General features: G+C 75.4%; 13 protein-coding genes. 8 read left to right on the top strand and 5 right to left on the bottom strand.

What is annotated here, in order from left to right:
• Nucleotides 1-3: 3 nt before the first annotated feature.
• Nucleotides 4-1,473, bottom strand: a complete 1,470-nt coding sequence (locus CSPHI_RS07430; RefSeq protein WP_075692186.1) for an exonuclease domain-containing protein — start codon at nt 1,471-1,473, stop codon at nt 4-6.
• Between the two features lie 338 nt (nt 1,474-1,811).
• On the opposite strand from CSPHI_RS07430, the gene CSPHI_RS07425 reads away from it, so the two are divergent.
• Nucleotides 1,812-2,066 carry a HigA family addiction module antitoxin gene (locus CSPHI_RS07425; RefSeq protein WP_075692185.1) on the top strand — a complete coding sequence of 85 codons (255 nt, stop codon included), beginning with the start codon at nt 1,812-1,814 and terminating at the stop codon, nt 2,064-2,066.
• Between the two features lie 229 nt (nt 2,067-2,295).
• Here CSPHI_RS07425 and glgX read toward each other — a convergent pair whose 3' ends face one another.
• Nucleotides 2,296-4,437 carry a glycogen debranching protein GlgX gene (gene glgX / locus CSPHI_RS07420; RefSeq protein ID WP_075692184.1) on the bottom strand — a complete coding sequence of 714 codons (2,142 nt, stop codon included), beginning with the start codon at nt 4,435-4,437 and terminating at the stop codon, nt 2,296-2,298.
• 76 nt (nt 4,438-4,513) lie between these two features.
• The gene (locus CSPHI_RS07415; protein ID WP_075692183.1) at nt 4,514-5,128 is read right to left on the bottom strand and encodes a TetR family transcriptional regulator; all 615 of its coding nucleotides are present in this window, start codon (nt 5,126-5,128) and stop codon (nt 4,514-4,516) included.
• Nucleotides 5,129-5,505: 377 nt separating this feature from the next.
• Between CSPHI_RS07415 and bioB the strand changes: the two genes are divergently transcribed.
• The 7 genes from bioB (at nt 5,506) to nadC (ending at nt 10,421) form a co-directional block, all read left to right on the top strand.
• Nucleotides 5,506-6,501, top strand: coding sequence for a biotin synthase BioB (bioB, locus tag CSPHI_RS07410; RefSeq protein ID WP_157118583.1), 996 nt, complete (start codon nt 5,506-5,508; stop codon nt 6,499-6,501).
• A complete protein-coding gene (gene bsaP / locus CSPHI_RS07405) occupies nt 6,488-6,781 on the top strand; it encodes a biotin synthase auxiliary protein BsaP (RefSeq protein WP_075692182.1) in 294 nt (97 codons plus the stop codon). Before bioB ends, bsaP begins: the two co-directional genes overlap by 14 nt.
• A gap of 21 nt (nt 6,782-6,802) precedes the next feature.
• Nucleotides 6,803-7,489, top strand: a complete 687-nt coding sequence (locus CSPHI_RS07400) for a hypothetical protein (protein ID WP_157118506.1) — start codon at nt 6,803-6,805, stop codon at nt 7,487-7,489.
• Between the two features lie 144 nt (nt 7,490-7,633).
• The gene (locus tag CSPHI_RS07395; RefSeq protein WP_075692180.1) at nt 7,634-7,888 is read left to right on the top strand and encodes a hypothetical protein; all 255 of its coding nucleotides are present in this window, start codon (nt 7,634-7,636) and stop codon (nt 7,886-7,888) included.
• 141 nt (nt 7,889-8,029) lie between these two features.
• Complete coding sequence (locus CSPHI_RS07390; RefSeq protein WP_075692179.1) at nt 8,030-8,284, top strand: hypothetical protein; 255 nt, start codon at nt 8,030-8,032, stop codon at nt 8,282-8,284.
• Nucleotides 8,285-8,500: 216 nt separating this feature from the next.
• Nucleotides 8,501-9,532, top strand: coding sequence for a quinolinate synthase NadA (gene nadA, locus CSPHI_RS07385; RefSeq protein WP_075693877.1), 1,032 nt, complete (start codon nt 8,501-8,503; stop codon nt 9,530-9,532).
• Between the two features lie 40 nt (nt 9,533-9,572).
• Nucleotides 9,573-10,421 (top strand): carboxylating nicotinate-nucleotide diphosphorylase, encoded by an 849-nt coding sequence (gene nadC, locus CSPHI_RS07380; RefSeq protein WP_075692178.1) that lies wholly within the window; start codon nt 9,573-9,575, stop codon nt 10,419-10,421.
• Between the two features lie 12 nt (nt 10,422-10,433).
• On the opposite strand, the gene CSPHI_RS07375 is transcribed toward nadC, so the two are convergent.
• Complete coding sequence (locus tag CSPHI_RS07375; protein WP_075692177.1) at nt 10,434-11,042, bottom strand: hypothetical protein; 609 nt, start codon at nt 11,040-11,042, stop codon at nt 10,434-10,436.
• An 11-nt stretch (nt 11,043-11,053) separates the two neighbouring features.
• Nucleotides 11,054-12,745 carry a hypothetical protein gene (locus tag CSPHI_RS07370; RefSeq protein WP_075692176.1) on the bottom strand — a complete coding sequence of 564 codons (1,692 nt, stop codon included), beginning with the start codon at nt 12,743-12,745 and terminating at the stop codon, nt 11,054-11,056.
• Nucleotides 12,746-12,789 lie beyond the last annotated feature (44 nt).

Below are 12,789 nucleotides of genomic sequence, written 5' to 3'. Positions count from 1 at the left end.
GGCCTAGAAGGGCGGTTCGGCCTCCAGGCCGAGCACGTCGAAGAGCTCCCGCTCGCTCCAGATGTCGATCTCCTGGCCCTTGTCCCGCAGCTCCCGGGCCTTGCGCTCCTTGGCGGTCATCGAGTCCCAGGGCCCGGCGACCAGCAGATCGGTCTTCCGGGTGACGTTCTTGCCGATGATCCCGCCGGCGGCGGCGATCGCCTCCCACAGCCGGCCCTTGTCATAGGGGGCGAAGTCCCCGGTGAGGGTGACCCGGCGGCCGAAGAGCAGCCCGGCCGGGTCGGCGTCCGGGTTCGGCTCCGGGACGGTGTCCGGGGTCTTCGCCGCATCCCAGGCGGCGCGCCGGGCCGCGCCACCGCCGCCGGCGGCCGCGCCGGCCCCGGAGTGCCGGCCGGAGACCATGCGCAGCCCGGAGGAGTCCAGCCGGCCCATGCCCAGGCCCAGGGCGGCGGAGTAGGCGGTCGGGTCCCGGTGCTCCTCGGCGCCGTGCGCGGCGTCGCCGCGCATCAGCCACAGCGCCACCTCCGCGCAGGCCACCGCATCGGCGGCGGCGTCATGGTGGTCGGCCAGGTTGTGGCCGGCCGCGGCGGCGAGGGTGTCCAGCTTCTTGTTCGGGGTGCGCACCCGCGCGGCCTGGGCCCAGCGGTAGGTGCAGGCGAAGTCCACGGCCGGGGCGGGCGCGCCGGCGGCCCGGCAGGCCTGGCGCAGCGCGGTGAAGTCGAAGCGGGCGTTGTGCGCCACCACCGGGGCGTCGCCGATGAAGCCCCGGAGGTCCGCCAGCCGGTCGGCGAAGGCCGGGGCGTCGGCGATGTCGGAGGGCCGGATGCCGTGCACCGCGATGTTCTCCTCGGCGAAGTGCTCCAGCCCGGCGGGGGGACGGCAGTACCAGGAGCGGGTCTCCGCCACCGCGCCGCCGCGGACCGCGGCCAGGCCCAGCTGGATGATGGAGCCGGGGTCGTCGTTGGCGGTCTCCACGTCGAAGGCGATGAAGTCGATGGGCAGCCGGGTGGCCCGGGCCCCGGCCCCCTCGGCGCCGACGGCCGGCTCCGGGGCGGGGGCGTCGCCGGCGCCGGGCAGCGGGCCCGCCGCGGCGGCGACGTCCGCCGCGGCCGCCTCGTCGAGGTCCGCCACCGCCGCGGCGAGCGCCCCGGCGCCCTCGGCGGCGGCGGCGATGAGCCCGGGCAGGGCCGCGCCGGCGGCGGCGCAGCCGGCGGTGATCCGCACCGCGGGCAGGGCCGAGGCGGGGGCGAAGGAGACCTCCCCGGGCAGCCACGGCGTCGGCGCCCGGTGCGCCGGCCCGGCCTCGGCGGCCGGGGCGGTGACCGGGCCGTGGTCGGCGGCGGCGGTGCGGGCCAGCCGGGCCACGGTGACCGCGCCGGCGGCCACCCGCACGGTGGCGCCGGAGAGGGCCACGTCCCAGGCGGCGGGGGTGTCGTCGGCGGCGGAATCGGCTGCGGCGGGGGTGTGGCTCATGGCCGCCGATCCTAGCCGGGGGCGGGTGCCCGCCGGGCCGGGGGCGATCCGGTGACCGGCCCGGCGGGCCCGGTGCGGGTGTGATGGGGGTAACAGTGTTGCGACCATGTGATTCCCCGGACATTATTGGGAGGGAAACCGAATCCCCATGGCGGTGAATCCGCCGGTGAGGCCGGTGGGGCCGCGGTGGATGCCCGATCGGGCGCGTCCGGGCGCGGAAATGCCCGCTCGCCCGTTGCGCGTTTCCGCTTCGGAGGCGCTACGGTATGCCCCGGCGGTCGCCACCAGCGCCCCGCCGACGCCATTTCCGCAGCACCCAGGAAGGATTGGCCCCACCCATGTCGAATCCCGCGAACATCGCCCCCGCCCACCCCGGTGAGGTGCTCGCCGAGCGCTTCCTCGCCCCGCGGGGGCTGAGCATCTACCGGCTCGCCGTGGCCATCGGCGTGCCCAGCTCCACCCTGGAGCGCTTCCGCGAGGGCCGCACCCGGGTCACCGGGGATCTCGCCGGCCGGCTGGCCGGCTACTTCGGCACCGACGCCGATTTCTGGCTGGACACCCAGGCCCGCTTCGACGAGCGCGTCGCCGCCTGAGCCGGCGCCCGCCCGCCGGCGAACCCCGACCCCGACCCCGCGCCCGGGCCCGCCCGGGTGCGCCGGCCGCGCCCGCCGCGGTCCGGACCCCACCCCGCGCAGTCCCCGGCGCCGGCCCCCGCCGGCGCCGTTTTCGCGTCCCCGCCCCCGGGCGGGATGCCACCGCCCCCGCGAGCCGAGGCTCGCGGGGGCGGTGCGCGATGCGGCGCGGGGGCGCCGCGGGGAGGGCCTAGTGGCGCTCCTGGAGCACGAAGGTGCACCGGGCGGGCACCCGGAGGGTGTCCCCGGCGGCGACCTCCCGGGGCTTGTCCGGCCGGCCGGTGAGCTCCGAGGTGTCGATGATGACCTCCCAGTCCGCGGCGTAGTCGGCGCCGGGCACCTGGAAGTCCAGCTCCTCGTAGTGGGCGTTGATGCACAGCAGGAAGGAGTCGTCGACGATCCGGTGGCCGCGCTCATCGGGCTCGGCGATGCCGGCGCCGTTGAGGAACACCGCCAGGGACTTGCCGAAGTCGAAGTCCCAGTCCTCGGGGGTCATCACCCGGCCCTCGTGGGTGAGCCAGGCGATGTCCCGGTCATCGCTCTCGGCGCCCAGCGGGCCGCCGCGCAGGAAGCGCCGGCGGCGGAACACCGGATGCTCGGCGCGCAGGTTGATCAGGAACCGGGTGAAGTCGTGCAGCTCCGAGTTGGTGGTCAGCTGCGTCCAGTCCACCCAGGACAGCTGGTTGTCCTGGCAGTAGACGTTGTTGTTGCCGCGCTGGGTGCGGCCCATCTCGTCGCCGTGGCTGATCATCGGGGTGCCCTGGCTGAGCAGCAGGGTGGTCAGGAAGTTGCGGCGCTGCCGGGCGCGCAGGCCCAGGATCCGCTCATCGTCGGTCCAGCCCTCCGCCCCGCAGTTCCAGGAGCGGTTGTGGCTCTCCCCGTCGTTGTTGTCCTCCCCGTTGGCCATGTTGTGCTTGTGGTTGTAGCTGACCAGGTCGTTGAGGGTGAACCCGTCGTGGGCGGTGATGAAGTTGATCGAGGCGGTGGGCCGGCGGCCGTTGTTGGCGTAGAGATCCGAGCTGCCGGTGATCCGGGAGGCGAATTCGCCCAGGGTGGCCGGCTCCCCGCGCCAGAAGTCGCGGATGGTGTCCCGGTACTTGCCGTTCCACTCGGTCCACTGCGGGGGGAAGTTGCCCACCTGGTAGCCGCCCTCGCCGACGTCCCAGGGCTCGGCGATGAGCTTGGCCTGGCTGACCACCGGGTCCTGCTGCACCAGGTCGAAGAAGGCGGAGAGCCGGTCCACGTCGTGGAATTCCCGGGCCAGGGTGGAGGCCAGGTCGAAGCGGAAGCCGTCGACGTGCATCTCGGTGACCCAGTAGCGCAGCGAGTCCATGATCAGCTGCAGGGTGTGCGGGTGCCGCACGTTGAGGCTGTTGCCGGTGCCGGTGTAGTCCATGTAGTGCTGCCGGTCGCCCTCCACCAGGCGGTAGTAGGCGGCGTTGTCGATGCCCCGGAAGCAGATGGTGGGCCCCATGTGGTTGCCCTCGGCGGTGTGGTTGTACACCACGTCGAGGATCACCTCGATGTCGGCGTCGTGGAAGGCGCGCACCATCGCCTTGAACTCGCTGACCGCGCCGCCGGGTTTGGTGGAGGCGGCGTAGTCCTGGTGCGGGGCGAGGAAGCCGAAGGTGTTGTAGCCCCAGTAGTTGCGCAGCCCGATGTCGCGGAGCCGGTCGTCCTGCAGGAACTGGTGCACCGGCATCAGCTCGATGGCGGTGACCCCGAGGTCCTTGAGGTAGTCGATGATCGCCGGATGCGCCAGGCCCGCGTAGGTGCCGCGCAGGTTCTCCGGGATCTCCGGGTGGTTCATGGTCATGCCCTTGACGTGGGCCTCGTAGATGACCGTCTCGTTGTAGGCGTGCCGCGGCAGCCGGTCCCCGGCCCAGTCGAAGAAGGGGTTGATGACCACCGAGGTCATCGTGTGGCCGAGGCTGTCCTCCTCATTGCGCCGGGCGGGATCGTCGATGTCGTAGCTGAACAGCGACCGGTGACCGTCGAATTCGCCGTCGAAGGCCTTCGCGTACGGGTCCACGAGCAGCTTGCTCGGATCGCAGCGGTGGCCGTTGGCCGGGTCGTAGGGGCCGTGCACGCGGTAGGCGTAGCGCTGCCCGGGCATGATCCCGGGCAGGTAGCAGTGCCAGATATGCGCGTCGACCTCCTCCAGCGGGATGCGGGTCTCCTCGCCCGCTTCGCTGATGAGGCAGAGCTCGACCTTGTCGGCGACATCCGAGAACAGCGCGAAGTTGGTGCCGGCGCCGTCGTAGGTGGACCCGAGGGGGTAGGCCTCCCCGGGCCAGACCTGGAAATCGGTGACGGGTGTGTCGTTGGTCATGGGGCACCACTTTACTGTGCCGGGCCCCGGGAGCGGGGAAGGCCCTGGTCGGGGCCCCGCCACCGGGGAATCGGGTTCACGCCCCGGTGGCGGCCAGGGCCCCGATCCCGGCGACGATGATGTCCACCCCGCGGCGCAGCCGGCGCGCGGGCTGCGCGGGCTCCGTCTCCGCGGCGTCCGCGGCCTCCCCGGGGTCCCCGGTGCCGGCCGGCCCGGCGCCGAGCGCCTCCGCGGCGGCGGCGCGTCGCGCGGTCTGCTCGTCGACGGTGGCGCCGAGGATGAAGTGCAGCAGCGTCGCCGCGGCGTCCCCGCGGGTGGTGTCGTCGATCGCCACCGGCTCGAGCAGGGTGGCGATGTCCGCGGCCGGGGAGTGCTCCAGGGTGCCGGCGGCCAGGGCGGCGGAGACCACCTCGGCGCCGTCGGTGTGCGCGGTCAGCGCGGTGCGCAGGTACTCGGAGCGGGCGACGACGTCGGCGCGCCAGTCCCCGGAGACCGTCGCCGGGCCGGCGGCGTCCAGGATCCGGGTGGCCACGGCGCCGAGCAGCGCCTGCTTGGAGGGGAAGTGCCAGTACATGGCGCCGGCGGCCATGTTGAGGTGCCGGGCGAGGCGGCGGATGGTCAGATCCTGCAGGCCGTACTCGTCCAGGATCTCCAGGGCCGCGGTGGTGATGATGTCCTTGCTCAGCTGCACGTCCCCCACGGTAGTGGAATCGCCGGGTGCGGGAACGCCCCCGTGTCCGGTTCCGGGGGCTATTCCGCCCCCGCCCCTCCGCGGTCGTTTGCCCTGGTCGGCGATCGGCGCAGGACCCCGCGCCGGAGGCGGAGGGCCGATGCCGCATACCGCGACCCCGGTCCGCCGGGCCCCGGGCCGGCGGGGCGTGCCCGGATCGGGGATCCCGCCATTCACTTGAATGATGTTCGGGGCGGGTCTAGGTTTGCTGTCAAAGCAGCCGAACGGCGATCATCTCCGCCGCCGGCCGACCAGCCCCGCCCGCGCAGTCCCGGAGGAAGACCATGCCCAGCCCCGCCGATCCACGCCCCGCCGCCGCGCCCGTCGTGCCCGAAGAACTGCCGCCCATCCTCGCGCTCGCCCGGGAGAAGGTGCTCGATCGGGGCGAGGGGCTGAGCCGGGAGGAGACCCTGCGGGTGCTGCAGCTGGGCGAGGAGCACATCGAGGCGCTGCTCGCCCTGGCCCACCAGGTGCGGCTGAAATGGTGCGGGGAGGAGGTCGAGGTCGAGGGGATCATCTCCCTGAAGACCGGCGGCTGCCCCGAGGACTGCCACTTCTGCTCCCAGTCGGGGCTGTTCGAGTCCCCGGTGCGCTCGGCCTGGCTGGACATCCCCGCCCTGGTCGACGCCGCCAAGCAGACCCAGAAGACCGGGGCCAGCGAGTTCTGCATCGTCGCCGCGGTGAAGGGCCCCGATGAGCGCCTCCTCGCCCAGCTGGAGCAGGCTGTCGCCGCGATCCACGCCGAGGTGGACATCAACGTCGCCGCCTCGGTGGGCATCCTCGACGCCGAGCAGGTGCGCCGGCTCGCCGCCGCCGGGGTGCACCGCTACAACCACAACCTGGAGACCGCCCGCTCCTTCTTCCCCGAGGTGGTCACCACGCACACCTGGGAGGAGCGCCGGGAGACCCTGCGCCTGGTCCGCGAGGCCGGGATGGAGGTCTGCTGCGGCGGCATCCTCGGCATGGGCGAGACCCTCGCCCAGCGCGCCGAATTCGCCGCGGATCTCGCCGAGCTGGACCCCACCGAGGTGCCGATGAACTTCCTGGATCCCCGCCCCGGCACCCCCTTCGGCGGCCGGGAGCCGCTGCCGGCGGCCGATGCGCTGCGCGCCATCGGCGCCTTCCGGCTGGCCCTGCCGAAGACCATCCTGCGCTTCGCCGGCGGCCGGGAGCTCACCCTCGGCGATCTCGGCGCGGAACAGGGCCTGCTCGGCGGGATCAACGCGGTAATCGTGGGCAACTACCTGACCACCCTGGGTCGCCCGGCCGAACAGGACCTGGACCTGCTGGGCAAGATCCGGCTGCCGATCAAGGCGCTCAATGCCACCGTCTGAGCCGCCGCGGTGGCCGGCGCCGCCGAAACGGCCCGCCAGCCGGGAACTCGCCGAGGCGCACCTGCTCGGCGACCCCGGCCGCTTCGACCCCTTCACCGGCGCCGATCTCGCCGCCGGGGAGGAGCGGGCGCGCTCGCACTCGGCCCGGGCCGGTCTGGAGGCGCCCCGGTTCTGCATGCTCTGCGGGCGCCGGATGGTGGTGCAGGTGCGCCCGGACGGCTGGAGCGCGCTGTGCTCGCGGCACGGCGAACTCGACTCCGCGCTGCTGGAGCGGCGCTGAGCGCGGGTATCCTCGACTCCCATGACCGATCCCGCCGCCTCCGCCGCCGCCGAGACCGCCCCCGCCGCCACGCCCGCCGCCCCGGCCAGCCGCGCCCCGCGGGCCCGCCGGACCCCCCGGCTGACCCCGGCCCGCCGCGCGGAGGGCGCCGGGGTGGGTTGGCTGGTGCTGGTCACCCTGGTGGTCGGGATGGCCGCCGGGGTGGTGTGGGGCCTGGTGCGGCCCACCCAGGGCATGCGGGTGCGCGCCGGCGGGGCGCTCACCTTCGAGCCGGTGGGCCTGGAATCCGGGTTCGTCGGCTACCTGATGCTGCTGGGCCTGGCCGCGATCCTCGGCCTGGCGGTGGCGGCGCTGGCTTTCCACCGGCTGCCCGGCCGCCGCGGGGCGCTGACCCTGCTGCTGGTCGGGGTGGTCGCCGGCCTGGGCGCGCTCACCGTCTACGGCGTCGGCGAACTCGTCGCCGGGCTGCGCCAGCCCGATATCTCGAGCCTGCGGGTGGGCCAGCCGGTGGCCGTGGTGCCGCCGGTGACCGGGCTGCTCAACCTGCTCATCGGCCCCTTCATCGGGATGCTCGGCTACTGGTGCGCGCTGCTCTTCGCCCCCGGTGTGGGCGGGGCCCCGGCGGCCGCGGAGGACGCCGCGGAGGATGCGGCGGAGGCCGCGGAGCCCGCCGATCCGGCCGACCCCGCGGGGCCCGCCCGCGGCTGAGCCCGGCGCCGCCGGCGCGCAGCCGGGGGTATTCCGGATTCAGCCGTTCCCACCCCGCCCGGCGGTGCATAGGTTCCCCGGTGGGGCCGCGCATCCGGCGCCGCCCCGCGAGCCCCGGGGCCGCCCGGGGGAGGGGAGTGCGCCATGCAGCAGCTGGAGCCGAAGATCACCGTCCGCCTGACCTGGTTCTGGGTCCTGGTCGCGGCGGTGGCCGCCGTCCTGGTCTCGCCGGGGTTCTGGGTCAGCGCCGGCCTCGGCGCGGTCGGGGCCCTGGCCGGGGAGGCGCTGCTGCCGAAGCGGCCGGCGATGGCCCGGATCATCGCCTTCATCGCCCTGGTGGCCCTGCTGGCCACCGCGATCCTGCAGATCGTGCTCGGTCAGACCGGCATCCTCGGCTGATCCGGACCGGATGCGCGGCCGGGGGTATTCGGGATTCAGTGGCCCCACGCGAACCCTGGTCGGCCTACCGCGGAAAGGTGAGGCGCGCACGGGTCACCGCCCGCGGAACCCGGTTCATCCGGGGTGAGGAAGGCTGCCACCATGCCCACGAAGGCCACCACCATCGTCCGGTTGCTCTGGGTGTGGACCGTCGTCGCCGCGGCGGTCGCGTCCTTCATGCGCGCGCCCATGCTCGGCTGGCTGATCGCCGCCGGCGCCGCCGGCGCGCTGTTCCGCGAGGTGCTGCTGCGCAAGCGCCCGGCCATCGCCAGCGCCTGCGCCATCGCGATCACCGTGATCATGATCGTGCTGGCCTACTACGTGCTCTACCACGGTCCCGACCCGCGGCTGGGCTGAGCGCGTCCTGCCCCCGAAAGTGGTGAGCGGCGCGGACTTCATGCGCCCTGTACGACGGGGATGGGGGTAGGGTCTTTCCCACCCCGGACGGCCCGCGGCCGCCGGACCAGCCCCCTCCCGCACGCCCGAGGAGCCGCCGTGCCCAGCCCCGCCCCCGCCCAGCCCGCCGATCCCGATTCCCGGGAGGACACCGCCCCCGCCGCCCCGCCCGGGCCGATCCCCTCGGCGCTGGCCGAGCGGGTCGTCGACGGCCCCGAGGGCTACACCGGCGTCGCGGCCGGTCCGGAATGGGCCGCCGAGATCCGCCGCCTGGCCCGGGAGCGCGACGCGGTGATCCTGGCGCACAACTATCAGTTGCCGGAGATCCAGGACATCGCCGACCACACCGGAGATTCCCTGGGCCTGTCCCGGATCGCCGCGGAGACCGACGCCGCCACGATCGTGTTCTGCGGGGTGCACTTCATGGCGGAGACGGCGAAGATCCTCTCCCCGGACAAGACGGTGCTCATCCCGGACGCCCGGGCCGGCTGCTCCCTGGCGGACTCGATCACCGCCGGGCAACTGCGCGAGTGGAAGGCCGAGCACCCCGGGGCCACCGTGGTCAGCTACGTCAACACCACCGCCGAGGTGAAGGCGGAGACCGACGTGTGCTGCACCTCCTCCAACGCGGTGGAGGTCGTCGCCGCGCAGCCGGCGGACCGGCCGATCCTGTTCTGCCCGGACCAGTTCCTCGGGGCGCATGTGCGCCGGGAGACCGGCCGGGAGGACATCCTGGTCTGGGCCGGGGAATGCCATGTGCACGCCGGGATCAGCGGCGCCGAGCTGGCCCGCCGGGCCGAGGCGCACCCGGAGGCGGATCTCTACATCCACCCCGAGTGCGGTTGCGCGAACTCGGCGATCTACCTCGCCGGGGAGGGCACGATCGACCCGGGGCGGGTGCACATGCTCTCCACCGGGGCGATGCTCGAGGCCGCCCGCCGGGCCCAGCGCGAGGACCCGGCCCCGGTGCTGGTGGCCACCGAGACCGGGATGCTGCACCAGCTGCGTCAGGTCGCCCCGGACATCGACTTCGCCCCGGTCAACGACCGGGCCAGCTGCTCCTACATGAAGACCATCACCCCGGCGGCGCTGCTGCGCTGCCTGGCCGGCGGGGTCGACGAGGTCACCGTGGCGCCGGAGGTGGCCGAACGCGCCCGCGCCTCGGTGCGGGCCATGATCGCGATCGGGGAACCCGGCGGCGGGGAGTAGCCCGGGGCCGCCGGCCCCGGTGACGGAGAGGAGTATCGGCATGCTCGACGAGCGCACCACCCGCGGGGTGATCCGCGTCGGACTGCAGGAGGATCTGGCCCACGGCCCGGACGTGACCAGCCTGGCCACCATCGGCCCGACCGCGCGGCTGCGTGCCCGGGTGGTCTCCCGGGAGCACGGGGTGGCCGCCGCGACGCAGGTCATCGGGTGGACCCTGGCGGAGGTGATCGCCGACGGCCACGAGGTCGACCTGCGGGTCGCCGACGGCGATCGGCTCGCCCCGGGCACCGTGCTCGCCGAGATCGACGCCCCCGCCCGGGGCCTGCTCACCGCGGAGCGCACCATGCTGAACCTGCTCACCCACGCCTGCGGGATCGCCACCGGCACCCGCGCCTGGGTGGATGCGGTGGCCGGCACCGGCACCCGGATCCGGGACACCCGGAAGACCCTGCCGGGCTTGCGCAACCTGGAGAAGCACGCGGTGGCCTGCGGCGGCGGGGTGAACCACCGGCTGGGCCTGGGCGATGAGGCGCTGGTGAAGGACAACCACGTCGCGGCCGCGGGCGGGGCGGCGGTGGCCCTGGAGCGGGTCCGCCGCGCCTGGCCGGAGCTGCGCTGCGAAATCGAGGTCGATGATCTGGCGCAGCTGGAGGAGGTGCTCGCGGCGAAGCCGGAGCTGGTGCTGCTGGACAATTTCGAGGTGTGGCAGACCCAGGTGGCGGTGCAGCGCCGGGCGAAGCTCTCCCCGGCCACCCAGCTGGAGTCCTCCGGGGGGCTGCGCCTGGAGAACGCCCGCGACTACGCCGGCTGCGGGGTGGACTTCCTCGCCGTGGGCGCGCTCACCCACTCCGCCCGGGCCCTGGACCTGGGCCTGGACGTGGTCGGCTAGGGTGCGTCCGGCCTAGAGCCGGGCGGCGATCATCCGGGTCAGCCGGTCCAGTTCGCCGGCCCGCAGCCGGGCGGCGTCCGGATCGGCCTCGGCGAGGGCGCGGTGCAGCCCCCGGGCGCGGTGCAGCGCCATCTCGGCGCGCACCGGATCATCGGTGTCGAGCTGGCAGTCCGCGATCGCGATCACCAGCGACAGCGCCTGGGCCACCAGGGATTCGGCCTCCAGCACCCCGGCGGCCAGCTCCAGGTGGTCGATGGCCCGGCCCGAGCGGCCGCGCCGGATCTCCGCCTGCCCGGTGAGCGCATGCCACTGCGCCCAGCGCAGCTGCCGCGGCGGGGCCTCCGGTTCCGGGGCCGCCGCGCCCTCCCCGGCGGCCTTCGCCTCCAGCTGGTCGAGCAGCTCCAGCCAGTCCGCGGCGGCGTCCATCAGGTTCGGCGCGGAACCCCGGATCGGCCGGCCCAGGGGATCGACCTCGGCGCCGCCGGCGGCGTCGCCGAGCTCGGCGGCCCCGGCCATGAGCAGGTCCGCGGCCGGCCACAGCCGCCGGGCGTGGGCCAGGTCGCGGGCCTCGTCGAGCAGCCCGCGGGCGCGGTCGGCGGCGGTGCTGGGGGAGTCGGTCATGGCCGCCGAGTCTAGTCCCCGGCAGTCCCGGCGGCCCCGCCGGCCGCCCCGGGGTCGCCGAGCAGTTCGGCCAGCCGCAGCCGCACCGGATGATCCGCGCCGGCCTCGCCGAGCGAGGCGCTGATCGCCGCCCCGCGCGCCCGCGCCGCCGCGGCGTCCCCGCGCTGCAGCTCCGCCAGCACCGCGACCAGCTGCGCCTCCGCGGCCGCCTCCGGGGCGCCGGCGGCGCGGTGGCCCTCCGCGGCCGCCCCGGCGTGCCGGATCGCCTCCTCGAACCGGCCGGCGAGCAGCCGGACGTGGGCGAAATCGGCCCACCAGGCCGGCTCCTCCGCCGGATCCTCCTGCAGCGCATGGGCCTGGGCCATCAGCGCCCCGGGCACGTCCCCGTCCCCGGCGGTTTCCGGGGAGAGCCCGAAGCGGTCCCGCAGGGTCTCCGCCACCGTGGTCGCGGCCGGTTCCCCGGCGGCCGGGGCGAGCATCCGGGCGGCCAGGCGCAGCCGCCGGGAGGCCGCGGTGGCCGCCCCCAGCTCGCGCAGATGCGCGGCATCGCAGACCAGCAGCCGGGCGCCCCGGGCGGGTTCGCCCCGGCGTTCCGCGGCGGTGGCCGCCAGCAGGTGGGCGTCATCGTGGCGGGCCGCCAGATGCGGGGCCCGGGAGGCCTCGATCACCTGCCGGGCCCGGGCCAGGGCCTCCACCGGGTTGCCCAGCCGCAGATGGGTCAGCGCCAGGGTGAGCCCGATGTCCAGGCTCCAGCCGTTGTCCGGCAGCCCCCGGGAGCGGTTCAGCCCCGCCGCGCCCCAGCGCAGCACCTCCGCGTAGTCCCCGGCCTCCAGGTGCCGGGCGGTGAGCAGCCGCAGCGCGCGCACCCCGGTGAGATCCAGGCCCGCGGCGTCGCAGCCCCGGGCCACCGCGTCGAGCTCCCGGATCTGCGCGGCCAGGTCCCCGTCCTCCTCGTGCAGGCGCACCAGCACCCGGGCGGCGGCGAGATCCGCGGCCGCCGGGTCCCCGGCCGGGGCGGCGCGCACCTCGGTGCAACGCCGGGCGGCCTCGGCCCGGGCGGCCGGGGCATGCTCCTCCAGCAGCACCCGGGCGTCGAGCACCGCCAGCTCATCGGCCAGCGGGCCCGCCGCCGGGGTGGTGCGCAACCAGGTGACCAGGCCGCGGGCCAGGTCGGTGCGCCGGTTGCCCACCGCCGCCTCCGCCAGGGACACCGCGGCCCGGGCGACGGCGGGGGAGAACCCGCCCCCGCCGCCGGTGAGGATCCGGTTCGCCAGCTGCGCCAGCTCCGGGAAGGCCACCCCGGTGGCCGAGGACGCCGCCACCGCGGTGGCCACCCCGGTGGCCCGGGCGAGCAGCTCCTGATCGGCGCGGCCGGCGGCCCGGGCGGCGTCCAGCCAGTCGCCGAGGGCGGCCACCGCCTCGGCGTCCAGGGCCAGCTCGGCGGCGACGATATGCCGCAGCCGGTGGAATTCCACGGCCATCGCCGGATCCGCCCCGGCGGGCAGCGCCCGGCCCCAGTGCCGCCGGGCGAAGACGGCCGCCGCCCGGCCGGCGTCCCCGGGCCGGTAGTCCTCCAGGGCCCGCCGGGAGTACTCCAGCAGCGGCACCAGATCCGCCGGCGGCGCCGGCACGGTGCGCGCCGGCGCCGGGGGATCCGCGGTTTCGGCGGGCTCGGATCCGGCGGGGCGGCGCTGCGGGCTCATTGCCCCATTATCGCCGCCGCCGGCCCCGTTTGGGAAGGGGCGCC

The organism is Corynebacterium sphenisci DSM 44792, from assembly GCF_001941505.1.
GTDB classification, from domain to species: domain Bacteria; phylum Actinomycetota; class Actinomycetes; order Mycobacteriales; family Mycobacteriaceae; genus Corynebacterium; species Corynebacterium sphenisci.
The sequence above is the reverse complement of the archived record's forward strand: the minus strand, read 5'-3'. Positions and strand labels throughout refer to the sequence as shown.

What these genes read in the sequence shown, in the direction of transcription:
- CSPHI_RS07430 (WP_075692186.1), bottom strand. Translation starts at nt 1,473, where the DNA reads ATGAGCCACACCCCCGCCGCAGCCGATTCCGCCGCCGACGACACCCCC.
- CSPHI_RS07425 (WP_075692185.1), top strand. Translation starts at nt 1,812, where the DNA reads ATGTCGAATCCCGCGAACATCGCCCCCGCCCACCCCGGTGAGGTGCTC.
- glgX (WP_075692184.1), bottom strand. Translation starts at nt 4,437, where the DNA reads ATGACCAACGACACACCCGTCACCGATTTCCAGGTCTGGCCCGGGGAG.
- bsaP (WP_075692182.1), top strand. Translation starts at nt 6,488, where the DNA reads ATGCCACCGTCTGAGCCGCCGCGGTGGCCGGCGCCGCCGAAACGGCCC.
- CSPHI_RS07400 (WP_157118506.1), top strand. Translation starts at nt 6,803, where the DNA reads ATGACCGATCCCGCCGCCTCCGCCGCCGCCGAGACCGCCCCCGCCGCC.
- CSPHI_RS07395 (WP_075692180.1), top strand. Translation starts at nt 7,634, where the DNA reads ATGCAGCAGCTGGAGCCGAAGATCACCGTCCGCCTGACCTGGTTCTGG.
- CSPHI_RS07390 (WP_075692179.1), top strand. Translation starts at nt 8,030, where the DNA reads ATGCCCACGAAGGCCACCACCATCGTCCGGTTGCTCTGGGTGTGGACC.
- nadC (WP_075692178.1), top strand. Translation starts at nt 9,573, where the DNA reads ATGCTCGACGAGCGCACCACCCGCGGGGTGATCCGCGTCGGACTGCAG.
- CSPHI_RS07375 (WP_075692177.1), bottom strand. Translation starts at nt 11,042, where the DNA reads ATGACCGACTCCCCCAGCACCGCCGCCGACCGCGCCCGCGGGCTGCTC.
- CSPHI_RS07370 (WP_075692176.1), bottom strand. Translation starts at nt 12,745, where the DNA reads ATGAGCCCGCAGCGCCGCCCCGCCGGATCCGAGCCCGCCGAAACCGCG.